This is a genomic window from Mucilaginibacter lutimaris (assembly GCF_042676625.1).
GTDB classification, from domain to species: Bacteria; Bacteroidota; Bacteroidia; order Sphingobacteriales; family Sphingobacteriaceae; genus Mucilaginibacter; species Mucilaginibacter lutimaris.
Map to the genome: position 1 here is coordinate 26361 of NZ_JBHTIA010000003.1, position 15478 is coordinate 41838.

General features: G+C 43.1%; 18 protein-coding genes. 6 read left to right on the forward strand and 12 right to left on the reverse strand.

The window, feature by feature from the left end; translation table 11 throughout:
- Nucleotides 1-9: 9 nt before the first annotated feature.
- From ACFQZI_RS00895 to ACFQZI_RS00925, 7 genes are all read right to left on the reverse strand, one after another.
- Nucleotides 10-714: a peptidoglycan DD-metalloendopeptidase family protein gene (locus ACFQZI_RS00895; RefSeq protein WP_377137423.1), complete on the reverse strand. Its 705-nt coding sequence runs from the start codon at nucleotides 712-714 to the stop codon at nucleotides 10-12.
- A gap of 6 nt (nucleotides 715-720) precedes the next feature.
- The gene (gene rbfA / locus ACFQZI_RS00900; protein ID WP_377137425.1) at nucleotides 721-1101 is read right to left on the reverse strand and encodes a 30S ribosome-binding factor RbfA; all 381 of its coding nucleotides are present in this window, start codon (nucleotides 1099-1101) and stop codon (nucleotides 721-723) included.
- A 313-nt stretch (nucleotides 1102-1414) separates the two neighbouring features.
- Nucleotides 1415-2641, reverse strand: coding sequence for an FtsX-like permease family protein (locus ACFQZI_RS00905; RefSeq protein ID WP_377137427.1), 1227 nt, complete (start codon nucleotides 2639-2641; stop codon nucleotides 1415-1417).
- Nucleotides 2642-2652: 11 nt separating this feature from the next.
- Complete coding sequence (locus ACFQZI_RS00910; RefSeq protein ID WP_377137429.1) at nucleotides 2653-3288, reverse strand: MBL fold metallo-hydrolase; 636 nt, start codon at nucleotides 3286-3288, stop codon at nucleotides 2653-2655.
- 97 nt (nucleotides 3289-3385) lie between these two features.
- Nucleotides 3386-3985, reverse strand: a complete 600-nt coding sequence (gldD, locus tag ACFQZI_RS00915) for a gliding motility lipoprotein GldD (protein WP_377137431.1) — start codon at nucleotides 3983-3985, stop codon at nucleotides 3386-3388.
- Nucleotides 3958-4758 (reverse strand): shikimate dehydrogenase family protein, encoded by an 801-nt coding sequence (locus tag ACFQZI_RS00920; protein WP_377137433.1) that lies wholly within the window; start codon nucleotides 4756-4758, stop codon nucleotides 3958-3960. Before ACFQZI_RS00920 ends, gldD begins: the two co-directional genes overlap by 28 nt.
- Before the next feature lie 76 nt (nucleotides 4759-4834).
- On the reverse strand, nucleotides 4835-5482 hold the full coding sequence (locus ACFQZI_RS00925; RefSeq protein WP_377137435.1) for a class I SAM-dependent methyltransferase: 648 nt from the start codon (nucleotides 5480-5482) through the stop codon (nucleotides 4835-4837).
- Between the two features lie 175 nt (nucleotides 5483-5657).
- On the opposite strand from ACFQZI_RS00925, the gene ACFQZI_RS00930 reads away from it, so the two are divergent.
- Genes ACFQZI_RS00930 through ACFQZI_RS00940 form a run of 3 tightly spaced genes read left to right on the forward strand, consistent with a single transcriptional unit; the run spans nucleotide 5658 to nucleotide 8631 of the window.
- A complete protein-coding gene (locus tag ACFQZI_RS00930; protein ID WP_377137437.1) occupies nucleotides 5658-6854 on the forward strand; it encodes a glycosyltransferase in 1197 nt (398 codons plus the stop codon).
- A gap of 60 nt (nucleotides 6855-6914) precedes the next feature.
- Nucleotides 6915-8138 (forward strand): sensor histidine kinase, encoded by a 1224-nt coding sequence (locus ACFQZI_RS00935; RefSeq protein ID WP_377137439.1) that lies wholly within the window; start codon nucleotides 6915-6917, stop codon nucleotides 8136-8138.
- Complete coding sequence (locus ACFQZI_RS00940) at nucleotides 8116-8631, forward strand: DinB family protein (protein ID WP_377137441.1); 516 nt, start codon at nucleotides 8116-8118, stop codon at nucleotides 8629-8631. Before ACFQZI_RS00935 ends, ACFQZI_RS00940 begins: the two co-directional genes overlap by 23 nt.
- A gap of 39 nt (nucleotides 8632-8670) precedes the next feature.
- Here ACFQZI_RS00940 and ACFQZI_RS00945 read toward each other — a convergent pair whose 3' ends face one another.
- On the reverse strand, nucleotides 8671-9363 hold the full coding sequence (locus ACFQZI_RS00945) for a hypothetical protein (protein ID WP_377137443.1): 693 nt from the start codon (nucleotides 9361-9363) through the stop codon (nucleotides 8671-8673).
- Nucleotides 9364-9468: 105 nt separating this feature from the next.
- The gene (locus ACFQZI_RS00950) at nucleotides 9469-9819 is read right to left on the reverse strand and encodes a DUF6249 domain-containing protein (RefSeq protein ID WP_377137445.1); all 351 of its coding nucleotides are present in this window, start codon (nucleotides 9817-9819) and stop codon (nucleotides 9469-9471) included.
- Nucleotides 9820-10155: 336 nt separating this feature from the next.
- Here ACFQZI_RS00950 and ACFQZI_RS00955 point away from each other — a divergent pair, with 336 nt between their 5' ends.
- The 3 genes from ACFQZI_RS00955 (at nucleotide 10156) to ACFQZI_RS00965 (ending at nucleotide 12420) form a co-directional block, all read left to right on the forward strand.
- Nucleotides 10156-10737, forward strand: coding sequence for an RNA polymerase sigma factor (locus ACFQZI_RS00955; protein ID WP_377137447.1), 582 nt, complete (start codon nucleotides 10156-10158; stop codon nucleotides 10735-10737).
- Nucleotides 10734-11240, forward strand: a complete 507-nt coding sequence (locus ACFQZI_RS00960; RefSeq protein ID WP_377137449.1) for a hypothetical protein — start codon at nucleotides 10734-10736, stop codon at nucleotides 11238-11240. The genes ACFQZI_RS00955 and ACFQZI_RS00960 overlap by 4 nt, the downstream gene beginning before the upstream one ends.
- A gap of 325 nt (nucleotides 11241-11565) precedes the next feature.
- A complete protein-coding gene (locus ACFQZI_RS00965; protein WP_377137451.1) occupies nucleotides 11566-12420 on the forward strand; it encodes a DUF2911 domain-containing protein in 855 nt (284 codons plus the stop codon).
- Nucleotides 12421-12458: 38 nt separating this feature from the next.
- Here ACFQZI_RS00965 and ACFQZI_RS00970 read toward each other — a convergent pair whose 3' ends face one another.
- The 3 genes from ACFQZI_RS00970 to ACFQZI_RS00980 form a co-directional block, all read right to left on the reverse strand.
- Nucleotides 12459-13400: a cation diffusion facilitator family transporter gene (locus tag ACFQZI_RS00970; RefSeq protein WP_377137453.1), complete on the reverse strand. Its 942-nt coding sequence runs from the start codon at nucleotides 13398-13400 to the stop codon at nucleotides 12459-12461.
- 56 nt (nucleotides 13401-13456) lie between these two features.
- The gene (locus ACFQZI_RS00975) at nucleotides 13457-15151 is read right to left on the reverse strand and encodes a sodium:solute symporter (protein ID WP_377137455.1); all 1695 of its coding nucleotides are present in this window, start codon (nucleotides 15149-15151) and stop codon (nucleotides 13457-13459) included.
- A gap of 111 nt (nucleotides 15152-15262) precedes the next feature.
- Entirely contained in the window at nucleotides 15263-15463 is a 201-nt protein-coding gene (locus ACFQZI_RS00980; protein ID WP_377137457.1) for a hypothetical protein, read from the reverse strand.
- Between the last annotated feature and the right edge of the window lie 15 nt (nucleotides 15464-15478).

A 15478-nucleotide genomic window follows, 5' to 3' on the forward strand; every position in this document is an offset into this window, starting at 1 on the left:
AATTGAGCGTTACGCTTTGTTGGCATCAGCGAATTGTAAAATCAGTTCAGGGTCGGGGATGTTGGCCAAGTATTCCGCCCTGCGCGAGTATTGCCCCACGCCGGGGTAATCGCCTTTGGCGTCGCCAATATTCAACATTAGTTGAAAATGGAGGTGAGGTGGCCAGTGGCCGTTTTCGGCAGCATTGCCAAAGGTTGCTATTTGTTGGTTTTTGCTGATGGCTTGGCCCACCTGTAGGTTCGCCAAACTTGTGCGGTTTAAATGGCCGTATAAACTACATAGCGTTAACCCATCTAGGTTGTGCTGCAGCATGATGGTTGGCCCGTAATCGCCAAAGTTATCGTTATCGGCAAAGCTGTGTACGGTTCCGTCCAAGGGAGCATAAACCGGCGTACCGGCATCGCCCCATATGTCTAGCCCAAGGTGTAAACGGCGGGGCTCATCATCGGTGTTAAATAATGGGCTGCGGTTGTAAATGGTGCGATGCTCCATATAGCCGCCGATGCCGTAGCGAGCATTATTGTCAGATAGCTTTTTGTTGATCCAACGGCTAAAGGCTTCGGTATCGGCAACTAACTTGGGGGTTAGTTCGGTATTAGCCGCAGTAAGGTCAAGCGGGTATAGCTTATCGCTTTTAACATCAAAGTCCACCACTTTGCCAATGGCACCGGGGCGGACTTTAATATAAGCTGCTAATTTTTCGGTAGCAAGCATAGTGTTTTATTTCTCTTCTTCTGTATCGGGCTGGCGTGGCTCGTGGCTTATTTTTTCGAAGATCTTGTCCATGCGCTCAACGTATTCGCTGGTATCATCCACAAAAAACTCCAGTTGGGGTATTACCCTTACCTGGTCTTTAATGCGTGCGCCAAGCTTATAGCGTATCTCGGATGCGTGCATCTTTATGGTTTGCAGGGCTGCCTGGTTATCGGTATTGTTGAAAAAGCTCAGGAAGATGCGGGCAATGGCCAGGTCGGGCGTAACCCTCACTTTGGTAATGGTTACCAAAGTATGCGGAAGATAATTCATCCCCTCGCGTTGAAATATGGCGGCGAGGTCCTGCTGTATTACCCCGGCAAATTTTTGCTGACGTTTAGATTCCATAATATTAAGTAACGCCGCTTAGGCGAATGAGTTTTTAATTTGTTTAGCGAAGGTAATGGGTTAAAGCTAATGAATTGAAAGTAGGTGGCAAAATAGTGTTGGTAAAAAGGCCTCACCCCGGCCCTCTTCGAAGGAGAGGGGGAAGCATGCCGGCTATTTTACTCACCCCGCGGCACTTCGTGCGCGACCCTCTCTTCGCTGCGCGGAAAGAGGGTGAAAAGCCTCTCCCCAGCCCTCTCCAAAGGAGAGGGAGCAGGTGAGTCAACTCGCAAGGCGACAAAACCTTTTGCCTTTTACTTTTCTGCTTTCACTTTTAAAGATCCGTTTTTATTTCATCAAGCCTTTTAACACTCAGGCTGGAACTGATGCCCGATGCAATAACAGCTATCACCGTTACGGTTAAAAATACCAAACCAATGTCGCTTAGCTTAAATGCCACGGGATAAGCATCAAGCACGGATAGCGCCGAGCCCATTTTGATAAAGCCGAACTGCTTCTGTATCAGGCAAACAATTAAACCCAAAGCCAGGCCTATTATGCAACCTATGAAAGAGATCATCATCCCCTCGAAGAAGAAGATGCGTCTTATCAGGTTTTTATCGGCGCCAAGGCTGGTGAGTATGGCAATATCCTTCCGTTTATCTATCACCAGCATGGTGAGGGAGCCAATAATGTTAAAAATGGCAATGATGAGTACAAAGGTCAGGATCATAAATATCGACCAGCGCTCGTAGTTGATGGTTTTATATAGCTCGGTGTTTTGCTCCTTGCGGTTACGCACCGTAAAGCTTTTACCTATGCGGTCTTCAATTGCTTCCTGCACTTCATCCAGGTTTGTGCCTTTTTTATAGTTAAGTTCCAGTGACGATACCTGGTTGGGCTGGTCGAGCAGGTCGCGGGTAAATTCTATCGGGGTGATGATCAGATCGTCGAAATCCTGCTGGATACCGAATACCCCCGATGGCTGAATAGTACGGAAAACAAAATCGTTCATGGGGTCGGTAGAGTTGCCCGCATTCCGCCTTGGCGAGAATATTTGCAAGCCTACAAACTGGTTTTTGATACTTACCCCTAAACTGCCCTGCACGGTTGCGCCTATTACCGCGTAATTTTCGCCTTTATCTTTTAAGGTGAACGAGCCAAACTGTATGGTGCTATCTAAAGTGCGGCCTTTTAAAAAATCATCGCTTACACCTTTTACCGTGGCAATAAAAGAACGGTCGGCATAGCGGATCAACGCCTTTTCCTGCAGCACCTGCGTGTAGGATGCCACGCGTTTATCTTTACCCAAGGCGTTAAAATAAGGGGTATTTGGGTCGAATGTTTTACCCATGCGCGGCTCAATTTTAAGCTCAGGCGTAAAGTTGCTGTATAATGAAAGGATAACGCTCTCCAGCCCGTTAAATACCGAAAGAATAATAATGAGCGCCGCGCTGCCTACCAGCACACCCAGTATTGATATACCCGATATGATGTTGATGGCATGCGTCTGTTTTTTAGAGAACAGGTACCTTTTGGCTATATAAACAGAGGTGTTCAAATGCTTTTGTGTTACAAATATGGGTTGGTTTGCTTCTCGTAACCTATTGTTGTTTCGGGGCCATGGCCGGGGTACACAGTACAATCATCGGGCAGGGCAAATAGTTTTTCTTCAATGTTTTTTACCAGGGTGCTAAAGTCGCCGCCGGGCAGATCGGTGCGGCCAATGCTGTTGCGGAACAATACGTCGCCACCTATCAGGATGCTGGCTGCTTTATCATAAAAGCATAAATGCGCCGGTGAATGGCCTGGCGCAAATATCAGTTCAAGCTCGGTATTGCCAAACTCAACCATGCCTGTTTCCGGCAGGTAGGTGTCCGGCAAGGGCGATGGCTCGTACCTGAAACCCATTGATGGGGCATAGGCCACAACGGCGGCCAAAGTATCCGATTCGCCTTCGTGAAATTGTGGTTTTAGGCCGTATTGCTCAAATACAAATTTATTACCCAGTACATGGTCTATATGGCAGTGGGTATTTAAAAGCAAAACAGGCTTAAGGTTATTATCTTTTATGAAATTAGTGACCGTGTTTTGCTCGGCAGCGGTGTACATACCCGGGTCTATGATGGCGCATTCGCCGGTATCGTCAAATAATATATAGGTATTTTCCTGGTAGGGGTTATTTACAAATGATCTAACGGTAGCCATGTTGCAAAAGTAGGTTAATTAAGCTTAAAGCGGAAAGGTGAAAGCCGAAAGCTTTTTTCCATTAATAGCTTTGAGCTTTAGTCTTTAAGCTTTCTGCTTATTTCCACCTAAAACTTTTGATCATTACATCCATATCCTTTTTAATAAAATTAAGAACAGGTTGGATCGAATCGAGCCTTGGTTCGGAGTTGAAATATAGCGCGCCGCGCAGGTAATGCTTAGTGCTGTCGGTTAAATAAAATTGCGCCGATGATGCCGCGTTGCCATCAATAGTATAATAAATTCCATAAACCTTGCGGTCGGGGTATGCTATTACACCTTCATCAATAGAGGTGGCTTTAATGGTGTGCTTAAAGCTCAGTTTGTGCGCATCTTCTATCAACTGGTTAAATTCTTTTTTCGAAGTAACTGGCTGGTAGCTTAAATGCAGCGTAGCGTTAAACTGCGGGAACTGGATGTTTTGCCAGCATGGTTTCGCGTCCTTTGATCTGTCGGGTTCTATTGTACTGTATTTAGGGTAATCAAATGTAAAAGGACAGCCTTCGGTGTATGGCCGATATTCCTTAGCCGGAAAAACGATACGATAATACCCACGCGGCTTAGGTGAATAATCGGCGTTGCCGCCACAGGCAGCTAAAAAAAGCACCAGCATTAAAAGCGCCAAATATCTCACGGATGTTTTTGTTTTGAGTTCCATATTTCCCAGGCCTTTTCGGCTTGCAATACTAACATTTCATATCCGTTTTTTGTAGCTGCCCCTTGTTTCGCGCCTTTTTTAAGAAAGAGTGTTTGTTCGGGATTGTAAACCAGGTCAAATAACAAATGATCATTTGTTACGCCCTCGTAAGGTATGGGCGGGCATTCGTTAACATTGGGGTGGGTACCAATGGGTGTGGTATTGATGATAAGTTTATTATCGGCCACATCTTTTACGGTTAAATCGCTAAATAAAATATTACCGGCTACGGGTTTGCGGGTAACGCATTTGTAAGGGATCTCTTTATTTTCTAACACGCATTTTACGGCCCTTGCAGCGCCGCCATCGCCAAGTATCAAGGCTGTTTGATGCTTATCGGTAAGTAGCGGGCTTAATGACATATCAAAACCATAAATGTCGGTGTTATATCCTTCCAGCCTAAAATCGTGGCCTTTTATGCCAACTTCGCCCGAGAACGCAGCCTCCAAGGGGCTTTCGGAGGTAACACGGATACAATTAACCGCGCCCGCGGTTTTAGCGTCATGCTCTATCCAGTCCAGGTATTGTAAAACGTTTACTTTATGCGGAATGGTTACGTTAAGGCCGCAAAGAGCAGGTGTTTGGTGCAGCAGGTTTGGCAGGTCGGCAAGGTTTTCTAAAGGGTAAAGTTCATATGTGCAATCCGTGATATTTTCTGCTAAAAATTTCTTGGTAAAGTATTTTTTAGAGAAGGAATGTGAAAGCGGATAACCGATGAGGCCATAATGTTTCATTGCCGGCTGATTTTAAAAATGTAATATTAGCAACATTGCGGCAATATGTATAGTTTTTCTGTTTATGCCAACGCCTTTATTTAATACATTCAAACTTTACAACCAGCTCCCAGCGTTTAGGGTTTTCTACCAGTTTAAACATCGGGTCGGCAGAGTCGTTATATTCGCATCTGCGGATATTGGTAAAACCAGCCTCGCGCAGTTCCTTCTCGGTCGACTCCCAATCCCAAAGCCAAAGATGCTCCAGGTAGCCAAATAAGTGCTTAGTAACTGCTTTAAAGCTGCGTGGCCTCACCTCAACCCCCATCATCATTCGTTTAATAAGCGTAATGGATGCATCAGGGTCGTGCTTAACGTCTTTATCGGTAATGTAATCTCTCACCAGTGTTTCCAGATCAGGCATAATAATTCTGAAGATGCCGCCCGGCTTAAGCATTTTATAAGTATTGCGCAGCGCTATCCTAAAGTGCTCCAGCGACATGTGCTCCAACACATGTGAGCAATAAACCCCATCTGCGGTACCATCTTTTATACCGGGCAAACCTTTTGTAATATCGCCGTATTGTACATTTTTATCAAATACCTGCCCCAGGCTTTTCTTTAACAAAAAACCTACAACCGGTGTGTTTTGTATGACAAGCGTTGGCGATACATCAAAATTTTTCCATTCGGGAGGGGCTGTTTGCCCGCAGCCATAATGAACGTATAATTTATTACCGGACATGTTTTTATCGGAATTTATTAATGAAACGATGACTTATTTACCGTTTTTAAAGGTAAATGTTTTAGATGGATTTTAAAGAAGATAAAGCCGTATGATTAGAACAATTATCTCTATTTATCGTACAACAAGGCAAAACAACAAGTTTATTATTAGTTTAGTAACAAATACATCACCTATGTTAAATAACCGTAATATACTATGCATTAGCGGTACCGAATGGAACGGTAATTATATTAAAGCGGTTGTTGAACTGATGAAGGTTTTGTCTGCCCAAAACCACATTTTGTTTGTAGAGAATGCCTATACTTATAAAGATGCCCTTGCCGGGGTAAGTGATAAGGACAAAATAGATTTTAAAAAAGTATTCGGTATAAAGAGCCGTATCCGCACCATTACAACAGACAATGGTGGTACCGTCCATATTTTGTTCCCTCCGCTGGTTTTCCCGGTTAACTTTTTACCCCAGGGCCAATTATATAATAACCTGTTAAAATTTAATGCCTGGCTACTGCGGCGCGTGGTAAAAAAAGCGCTCAGGAAACTGAACATGCAGAACGAGCTGATCAACTTTACCTCGTTTAACCCCGGCATGGGGCTCATGACAGGCCGTACATTTGGCGAGAAAACCCTTATATACCATTGTTACGACGAGATAAAAGGCGCGCCCTATTGGCTTGCCAGGCATGGCCTGCGGCTTGAAGAGGGCTTTTTAAAAATGGTTGATGCTACTATTGTAACCTCGCAGGGATTGTATAACAGTAAAAAGGACCTCACCAAACAGTGCTTCATAGTAAAAAATGCCGTAAAGGTAGATCTGTTCAAAAATGGGTTTAACAGCGTACCCAACCCAGGCAAAAAGGTGGTTGGTTACGTAGGCACTGTTGACGACCGAAGCGATTACGACCTGCTGCACCACCTGTTTACCGGTATGCCCGATGCGGAATTTGTGTTTGTTGGCCGTATCTTGAGCGAACGTGGGTTAGGCATCCTTAAAAAGTACCCGAATGTAAAAATAGAAGGGCCTAAAATGCCCGAGGAATTGCCGCCATACCTGCAAAGTTTTTCGGTTGGTATCATTCCTTTTGTAAAGGATGATTTTACAAAAGGAATTTACCCCATGAAGATAAACGAATACCTGGCAGCCGGCCTGCCGGTAGTTAGTACCGCCTTTGGTGATATTGCCGATTTTGCTTCACTTATTAAGATAACCGACGATAAAGAGGTGTTCTTGCAATATGTGCGATCTGAAATTGCTGGTGACACGCCTGCAAAACGGGAAGCGCGTTTAAAAACTGCCGAAAGCAATACCTGGGATAAACGTGCCGAAGAACTGTCTGCCGTAATTGAGCAGATAGAGGCGGGGGTAAAATAATACGCCTGCGAAGCCCAATTCATCAAGCGGAAAAATTTTCCGTTATTTGAGCATCTATATATGAACCCGTACCAACAGAAACGCCGCTGGAAATATTTTTTGCTTGCCTTTGCAGTGGTTATTGCCAGCGGGTCGGTCTTTTATACAAGTTATCTGGTTAAAAATATCGCCCGGTCAGAGCGTACACGCGCGCAGGTTTGGGCACTTAGCATGAAGCAAATTGGTAACACCTACGATAACGATTTCTTATCGTACGTGTTATCTGTACGGGATAGTTTAGTGGTGCCGGCCCTTGTTACTGATGCTAAAGGCGATTTTCTATTTACCCGTGGCCTCGACCCAACCAAAACCTTCCTGGGGTATGATAAAGAAGAGTTAAAGCAGCGCAAGCTAACTTACGACCCGCAGTATTTTAAGGACGAGCTTGCTTACATGAAAAAGCAGCATGCACCTATTAAGCTTACTACTGTTTTAAACGAAACCTGGCTCGTATACTATAAAGATTCGCCTTTACTTACGCAATTAAAAATGTTCCCGTACATTCAGCTGTCTGTTATCGCTATTTTTTTACTGGTGGCTTACACGGCATTCAGCTCGTCGCGAAAATCGGAACAGAACCAGGTTTGGGTGGGTTTGGCAAAAGAAACCGCGCACCAGCTGGGTACGCCCATATCATCGTTAATGGCATGGATAGAGCTTATTAAAGATAAGTTTAACGCCGAAGACGACCCACTGATGGCCGAAATGGAGAATGATGTAAAGCGGCTGGAGATAGTTGCCGACCGTTTTTCTAAAATTGGTTCTAAACCCCAACTTGAAGACAACCCGGTTTACGAGGTAGTGAAAGATTTTGTAGACTACTTTAGCGTACGTGTGAGCAACAAAATTAGTTTTGAGCTTACCGGTAACCGCCGCCTGGTTGCCGGGTTAAACATTCCGCTATTTGATTGGGTGCTGGAGAATTTGCTAAAAAACGCGGTAAATGCTATTGATGGCACAGGCAGTATTAAGGTGCAAATACACGGCAGCAAACAAAAAAAGCAGATCTTTATTGATATTACCGATACTGGGAAAGGTATCCCGCGGTCTAAGTTTGATACGGTGTTTCAGCCGGGGTACACTACCCGCCAGCGTGGTTGGGGGTTAGGATTGTCGTTAACCAAGCGTATAATCCAAAACTACCATAACGGGCAAATATTTGTTAAAGATAGCGAGATAGGTAAAGGCACTACATTCCGGATAGTTTTAAAAACAGTAAAATATGATAAGCAAGCCAAGATCTGACGAGTACGCGCCCTATGCGGCCGCATACGTAAATAAAGTGCCCGATGGTGCCGATGTTTTGCAGGTATTAGCCAATAACCAGGCCCAAACGCATAACCTGTTTTATAACATGACCGATGAGCAGGCTATGTATGCATATGCCGAAGGTAAGTGGACGTTAAAAGAGGTGCTTGGGCACATGATAGATACTGAGCGGGTGTTCTCCTACCGCGCGTTCGTGTTCTCGCGCGAAGATATCTCCCTGCCGGGTTTTGACCAGGAGACTTACGTGTTAAGTACAGATTTTAACAGCCGCAGCATCCAGAGCCTTGCCGATGAATTTAAGGCGGTAAGAGAAGCCACACTGTTTTTATTCAGGTCGTTTAGTGAAGAGCAATTAGGGCGCAGCGGTGTTGCCAGCGGGGCGCTGGTTAAAGTGGGCGCATTGGTTTATTTAACCGCCGGGCACGAAATTTATCACTTTGATATCATTAAAGAACGTTATCTTAAGTAACAAAGGCTCCTGTAGATAAGCCCGTGTTATTTTGCGGTACTAATTATCTAAACGCAACCTTTTTGTTTGATCAAACTCCGGCTGGCTGCCGGTGATGTTAGCGTAAACAATAAATTCCGAATCAATGGGTTTGTTGTGGTACATACTGGGTACCCAGTCAATAGCAAACTTATCGCCCAATACATTTAGCTTTTGCTCATTGGTTTTTTTACCATTAATAAGGAAAGAAACGGTGTAAGTAGCTTTGCCATCTGCACCAACATGTGCAACAAGCTCAGTATTTACGCCCTTTCCGTCATCTTCAATAGATTTAAGGCTATTGGCTAAGGTCATCAGGTAATAATCCATCGAACATATTGGCAGTGGGGCGGTAGCGTTGTTTTTAACTTCATTATCGTTACTTAAAATTTTTACGGTAACATTGGTTAGCTCATCTTTATTTATAAACGCAACTTTCTTTTGGTCGTAGTTGTAACGCATTGCTAACTGAAAGTCTTTATTAAAAAAATTCCAGTTGCCGGTACGTTCATCATTTTTATAATTTCCCTGCGCCCACAAGGTTTCTGTTTTAGGGTTTTGAACAGCAAAAATGCCATCTTTTGAACGCGTTTCGCGGTTTACATGATAAACTGCCTCTGCATCGTCATTTATTCTTGCTTTTTTCTCTAAGGTTTGTGCACCTGCCGATAGGCTTGCAGCCACCAGTAAGGATAGTAGTAGGTTCTTTTTCATAGGGTTTAGTTTATTACTATAAATGTAGTTATATTTTAATATTCAATACAAAAAAAACAGGGCCACCCCAGCCCTGTTCTTGTATATATAACCCCTACTTTTACTTTAATTAGGCATTTTATCTAACACTTCCTTTTTTTCTATACGGTACGATAGTACCAGGCCAAGGCCGCCAAATACGGCTATTAGTGCAAAGTAAATGGCTTCGTTCTCGCGTTCGGTTTGTACAAACACGGTGCGGTCAAGCACATAAGCCAGGAACAAACCTAAACCGGCGCCAATTAATAGCAGGCCCCATGTAAGGTTTTGGTAAGGTGCCGGTTTGGGCTTGTAGTTGCGCGGGTCCATACCACGCTCTATCATGGCCATGCGTTCGCGGTTCCTGATGTAAAAAATTCCGAAAATAAGGGAGAAAAATCCCAAAAAGCAAATGGCTACTAATACGCTATCTTCCATGATATTTAAATTTTAATGAGTTAATTTTTTTTGTTTGTGTTGCACCATTGCGGTGTATTTGTAAGCTATGACCACAGTGTTTTTAAAGAGGTTACACCCCGGAAGAAAAAATATTTAGATTTCAGATATTCGATATCGGATTGGCCGACATGAATTATTTGTAAAACCCTTATACATTCTACCGATTTTGTTTCGGCGTTTATGTTCAGTCAATAATACCATTACCGTATAAATCTAAAATCAACGTATATTTATATAGATCCGAAATCGAACATCTGAAATCAAAAATCGCGTGTAACCTGATCTTCTCGCGTGTAGTCAAAGTGTTTGTATAATATGCATAACAACCTTACGGATATTGAGCTAATAGAGCAAACCTTAAATGGCAACCAGTCGGCCTATGCCGATCTGGTAAAGCGCCATCAGCGGTTTGTGTTTACTTTGGCCCTGCGTTTTGCAAAAGGGCGCGAGGATGCCGAAGAGATTGCGCAAGATTGCTTTATAAAGGCTTACAAATCGCTAAGCTCATTTCAGCAGCAGTCAAAATTTAGCACATGGTTGTACAGTATTGTTTACACAACGGCCATGACTTTTTTGCGAAAGAAAAGATTGGACACACATTCGATAGATGCTGATGAAAGCTACATACAGATAGAAAGCAAACCGGGCGGTTATGATGAATATAACGTAGAGAATAAATCGCGGTCGTATTACTTAAACCAGGCTATTGAACAGCTTTTACCGGATGATGCTATAATAATAACCATGTTTTACAAAGGCGAACAATCTTTAGAAGAAATTGCAAAGGTTATGGGAATTGAGGCCAACACCGTTAAGGTAAAACTATTTAGGGCGCGCCAGCGTTTGAAGGAAAAGCTGGAGCGTAATTTAAAACACGAAGTTAACGAACTGATATGAACAGTATAGAAGAAAAACTTTGGAACTACATTGATGGAACGCTGCCCGAGGCCGATAAGCAGGCTGTTGCTTTGCTTATTGAGCAGGATGAAATATACCGTACCAAATACAATGAATTATTACAGCTTAATACCGAGTTCAAATCCATGGAACTTGATGAGCCATCTATGGCATTCACGTATAATGTTATGGAAACCATTCGTTCCGAAAAAGCCATGGACCCGCTTAAGGCCACTATAAATAAACGGATCATAACAGGCATTGCAGCGTTTTTTATAATTACCATAGCAGCTATGCTGGTATATGCATTAAGCTCGGTAGATTGGTCGGGAGCAAGGGGGAGCGGATTAAAAATGCCTGTAGAGTTAAATTTAAAAGCCGTGCACTTATCAAGTTATTTTAACGGCCCTTTTATAAAAGGCTTTTTATTTTTCGATTTAGTAATGGGTCTATTCCTTTTAGACTATTATTTGCGTCGTAAAACGCTGGCAAAAGGGCAATAGCTGTCAGGTTTTGTGTATAAATTGGCCGACACTTGACAGTGCCTGCTAAATTAACAGCATATTAATTTATTGTAAAAACAGCCTTTTTGTGTCATGTGGACACATTTAAAACAAAATTAAGATTTTGTTAAAGTTTGGTATAGTATTTGTAACTAATTGAGCATACCGGCAATCTTGCCGGTTAATTGTGATAAGGTTTAGGTTGAAAGTCTCCCGACGCAAGGTTGGGAGGCTTTTATTTTTTTAGGGCGCCCCCTCAAGCCTTGTTAAACCTTTTCACTAAAAATTCATCATACAATTACTACCTTAGTACTAAATTATACTAATGAAAAAAACGGTTACATACTTATTTACCATGCTTATAGCATGTGTAACTTTAAATACGTACGCGCAGCAGGAGCCCCGCATTCCTGAAGCAAGCTCTACACAAACCATCATACAAGATTTTGGCCTTGGTAAAATAAGCATAACTTACTCTCGCCCAAACGTTAAAGGCCGCAAGATATTTGGTGGCATTAACCCTTACGGGCAAGTTTGGCGCACCGGCGCTAACTGGGCCACAACAATTACTTTTAGCGAAAACGTTTTGGTAGAGGGCAATAAAGTACCTGCCGGTACCTACTCTTTATTTAGCATTCCCGAAAAAAATAACTGGACCATCATCCTTAATAAAACTGTTAAGCAATGGGGCGCATACAGCTACAAACAAGCCGACGACCTATTGCGCTTTAGCGTTAAACCAATAGATGTAAAAGAAAAGCGCGAAACCTTTACTATAGCGTTTGCTAACTCTACCACCAAAAGTACAGACATGTATATTATTTGGGACCGTACTGCGGTGCCTATACATATGCAGACCGATGATGACGCGCAAATTACCGCTAACATCGAAAAATTAATGCAGGGCGATATTAAGAAGCGCCCATATTTTAATGCTATACAGTATTATTACGAGAACGATAAAGATCTTAAAAAGGCTATGCAATGGGCTTTAGAAGCCGAGAAGCTTGAGCCTAAAGCGCCATGGTTTAAATTATGGAAAGCGCGCGTACAATTAAAGATGGGTAATAAAGCCGCCGCGATTGCAACTGCGCAGGAAGGTATAAAGCTGGCTAAAGAAAGTGACGACGACGAGTACGTTCGCCTTAACGAAGCGGTTATTGGCCAGGCTAAAGACTAATTTAAGCATACATAAAGCGTAAGCCTTAAACCAAAAGTTTAAGGCTTTTTTATTTGAAATAAACTGCTCGGGATGCGGGTATAGGTTTGGGGTTGCACAAATACAAGCTTTATTAACGGGAATGCTGTTTTAATGGCCAATCGCACACGTTCAATAGATGCGGTGATGTCTTCGGTATCGATATCCGGATCAAACTCTATTATAAGCATCAGTATAACATCATCCGGCGCCTGGTAGGTGGATAGCACATTTACCACCCGGATAACTGCCTGGTCCTGCTCGGCCAGCAGGCGTATTTTATGTTGGGTATCTCGGGCTATACCTTCGCCCATCAGCAGGCTCCGGCTTTCGCGGGCCAATATGGCCGATACGAAAACCAGCAGTATACCCACCAATACCGATGCTATACCATCCATATAAGGCATGTTGTAGTTATGGCCTATCAGCATAAATACAAAAACAATGGTTAGGCCCAATACTGCGGCTCCATCTTCAAACAGTACCAAAAAGCTTGATGGATCTTTACTTTTTACAATTGCCGACCACCAGCTTTGTCCGTTGCGCACCTTGTTAAATTCTTTAATGGCTATTACAAGTGACGCCCCCTCAAAAACGAATGACGAAGCAAGTACAATATAGTTCCAGAATGGGTCGCCCAATTCTTCGGGCTTGATGATATGGTTTATCCCCTGGTAAATAGAAATGCCGCCACCCAAGCCAAATATGAGGATAGATACAACAAACGACCAAAAATAAAGCTCTTTGCCATACCCGAATGGGTGGCTTATATCCGGTTGTTTATGGCTGCGTTTTAATCCGTATAAAAGTAAAACCTGATTTACGGTATCAACCATAGAGTGGATCCCCTCTGATATCATAGACGAGCTATTGGTAAAGCCGCCTGCAATAAACTTAGTTACAGCAATTAACAGGTTAGCAGCAAGGGCGCTGTAAATAGATGCATTGTTTTGAGCTTTCATACTTAATATAGTACAAATGCTAAAATGCCCGATGTGTTTGTTTTGATGTGCTTTTACTAAGCGGTTGCCGGTTTGACGTTTGTAAATTTATTTAAAACAGCAGCAATAATAATAACCGCTATACAGCCAATGGCATTTAACCACAAATAAGCCACCGTTTCGTAATAACCCATTACACAAATGATAGCTTCAGTAATTACTGCCGCTACAAATACAGGTGTACCCTTAATGTTTTTGATGTAGAACGCCACAATAAACACGCCCAGGATAGTACCATAAATGTAAGACCCTAACTGATTCACGGCCTCTAAGAGGTTGCCGATCTTACTTGCGTACAAAGCCATGCCTATACAAACCAACCCCCAAAATACGGTTGCCAATCGGGAGGCGTTCACATAACGTTGTTCGGTTTCGCCGGGTTTTAGGATGCGTTTGTAAATGTCGATAACTGTTGTTGATGCCAGTGCGTTTAGCCCGCTGGCCGTAGAGCCCATAGATGCCAGGAAGATGATAGCGATGAGCAGGCCGATAAGTCCTTTTGGCAAGTAGTGTATAACAAAGGTTAAAAACACATAATTGGTGTCATTAACAGTGTTATTGCCGCTGCTTTTTTTAATAATGTTAATTGCGCTTTGCCGGATGGTATCAGTATGTTTTTCGGACGCTTTTAGGTCATTTTTAGCGTTTAAAATCCGCGATTCATCGTCGCTTTCAAACGCTTTTATAAGCTCCTCGGTCTTTATCTTTTTTTGTGCGAAGGCATCTTCATATTGTTTCTCGGCGGCGTTAAACTGCGGTGCATATTGGCTCTTTTTTACCTGCTCTACCTCGTAATTGTTAAAGAAAACGGGCGGGCGGTTAAACTGATAAAAACTAAAAACAAGCACCCCTATCAGCAGTATCAAAAACTGCATGGGTATTTTAATTAGGCCGTTCATGATAAGCCCAAGCCTGCTTTGCCCCACCGAGCTGCCGGTTAAATATCGGCCAACCTGGCTTTGGTCGGTACCAAAATAGGAGAGCTGCAGGAAGAAACCACCTATAATACCACTCCAGATATTGTAACGGTTATTGGCATCGAATTTCCAGTCGATAACGTTCATTCGGCCAAGGTTGCCCGCCAGCTTAATGGCTTTGCCAAAGCCAACAGCATTTGGTAACAGCATCACCACAAATACGCCCGCTAAAAACATACCTGCGAAAATGATGCTCATTTGAAGCAGTTGAGTGTGCGATACCGCCTTTGCACCACCATAAACCGTATAAAAAAGTACTAAGCCGCCTATAAACAGTGTGGTGTAGGTAGTGTTGATGTGCAGGATGCCCGAAAGGATAATAGCCGGGGCATAAATGGTAATAGCTGTTGATAGTCCCCTTTGAATGAGAAATAGAATAGAAGTAAGGGCACGGGTTTTAAGGTCAAACCGTTGCTCCAAAAACTCGTACGCGGTATATACTTTTAACTTGTGAAAAATGGGGACAAAGGTAATACACAGTACGATCATGGCCAGTGGAAGGCCAAAGTAGAATTGTACAAAGCGCATCCCGTCGCTGTAGGCTTGCCCGGGGGCAGACAGGAAAGTTATAGCGCTGGCCTGGGTTGCCATGACTGATAAGCCCACATGGTACCACGGCAGTGAGCGATTACCCAGGTATTGGTCTATATTTTTACTGCTGCCGCTTTTCCATACGCCATAAATAACAATGGCGAGCAGCGTTGTGCCCAGTACTATCCAGTCGGTTAAGCTCATTCAAAAGATTTAGTGATGAGCCAAAATACCAAAATTAAAAAAACCAGCCATACGATAACTATACCGTAAAACTGGTTCCAGTTTTTTATAAAAGATGGGAGATCGCTATTTTCAGACCTCTTCACGGCCTTTCACCAGGAATTTGATAAATAGAGCAGCGGTTAATAAACCGAAAACACCACCTACAGGGATCCAGATAAAGCCTCTTTCAACAATAGCACCTACAAACATACCTGCAACTAAAGCAACAAGGTAAAATACGTAATCGTAGTTTTTTTCTTCGTGGTGATGTGGGTGATGATGATGTGACATAATATTTTATTAAGT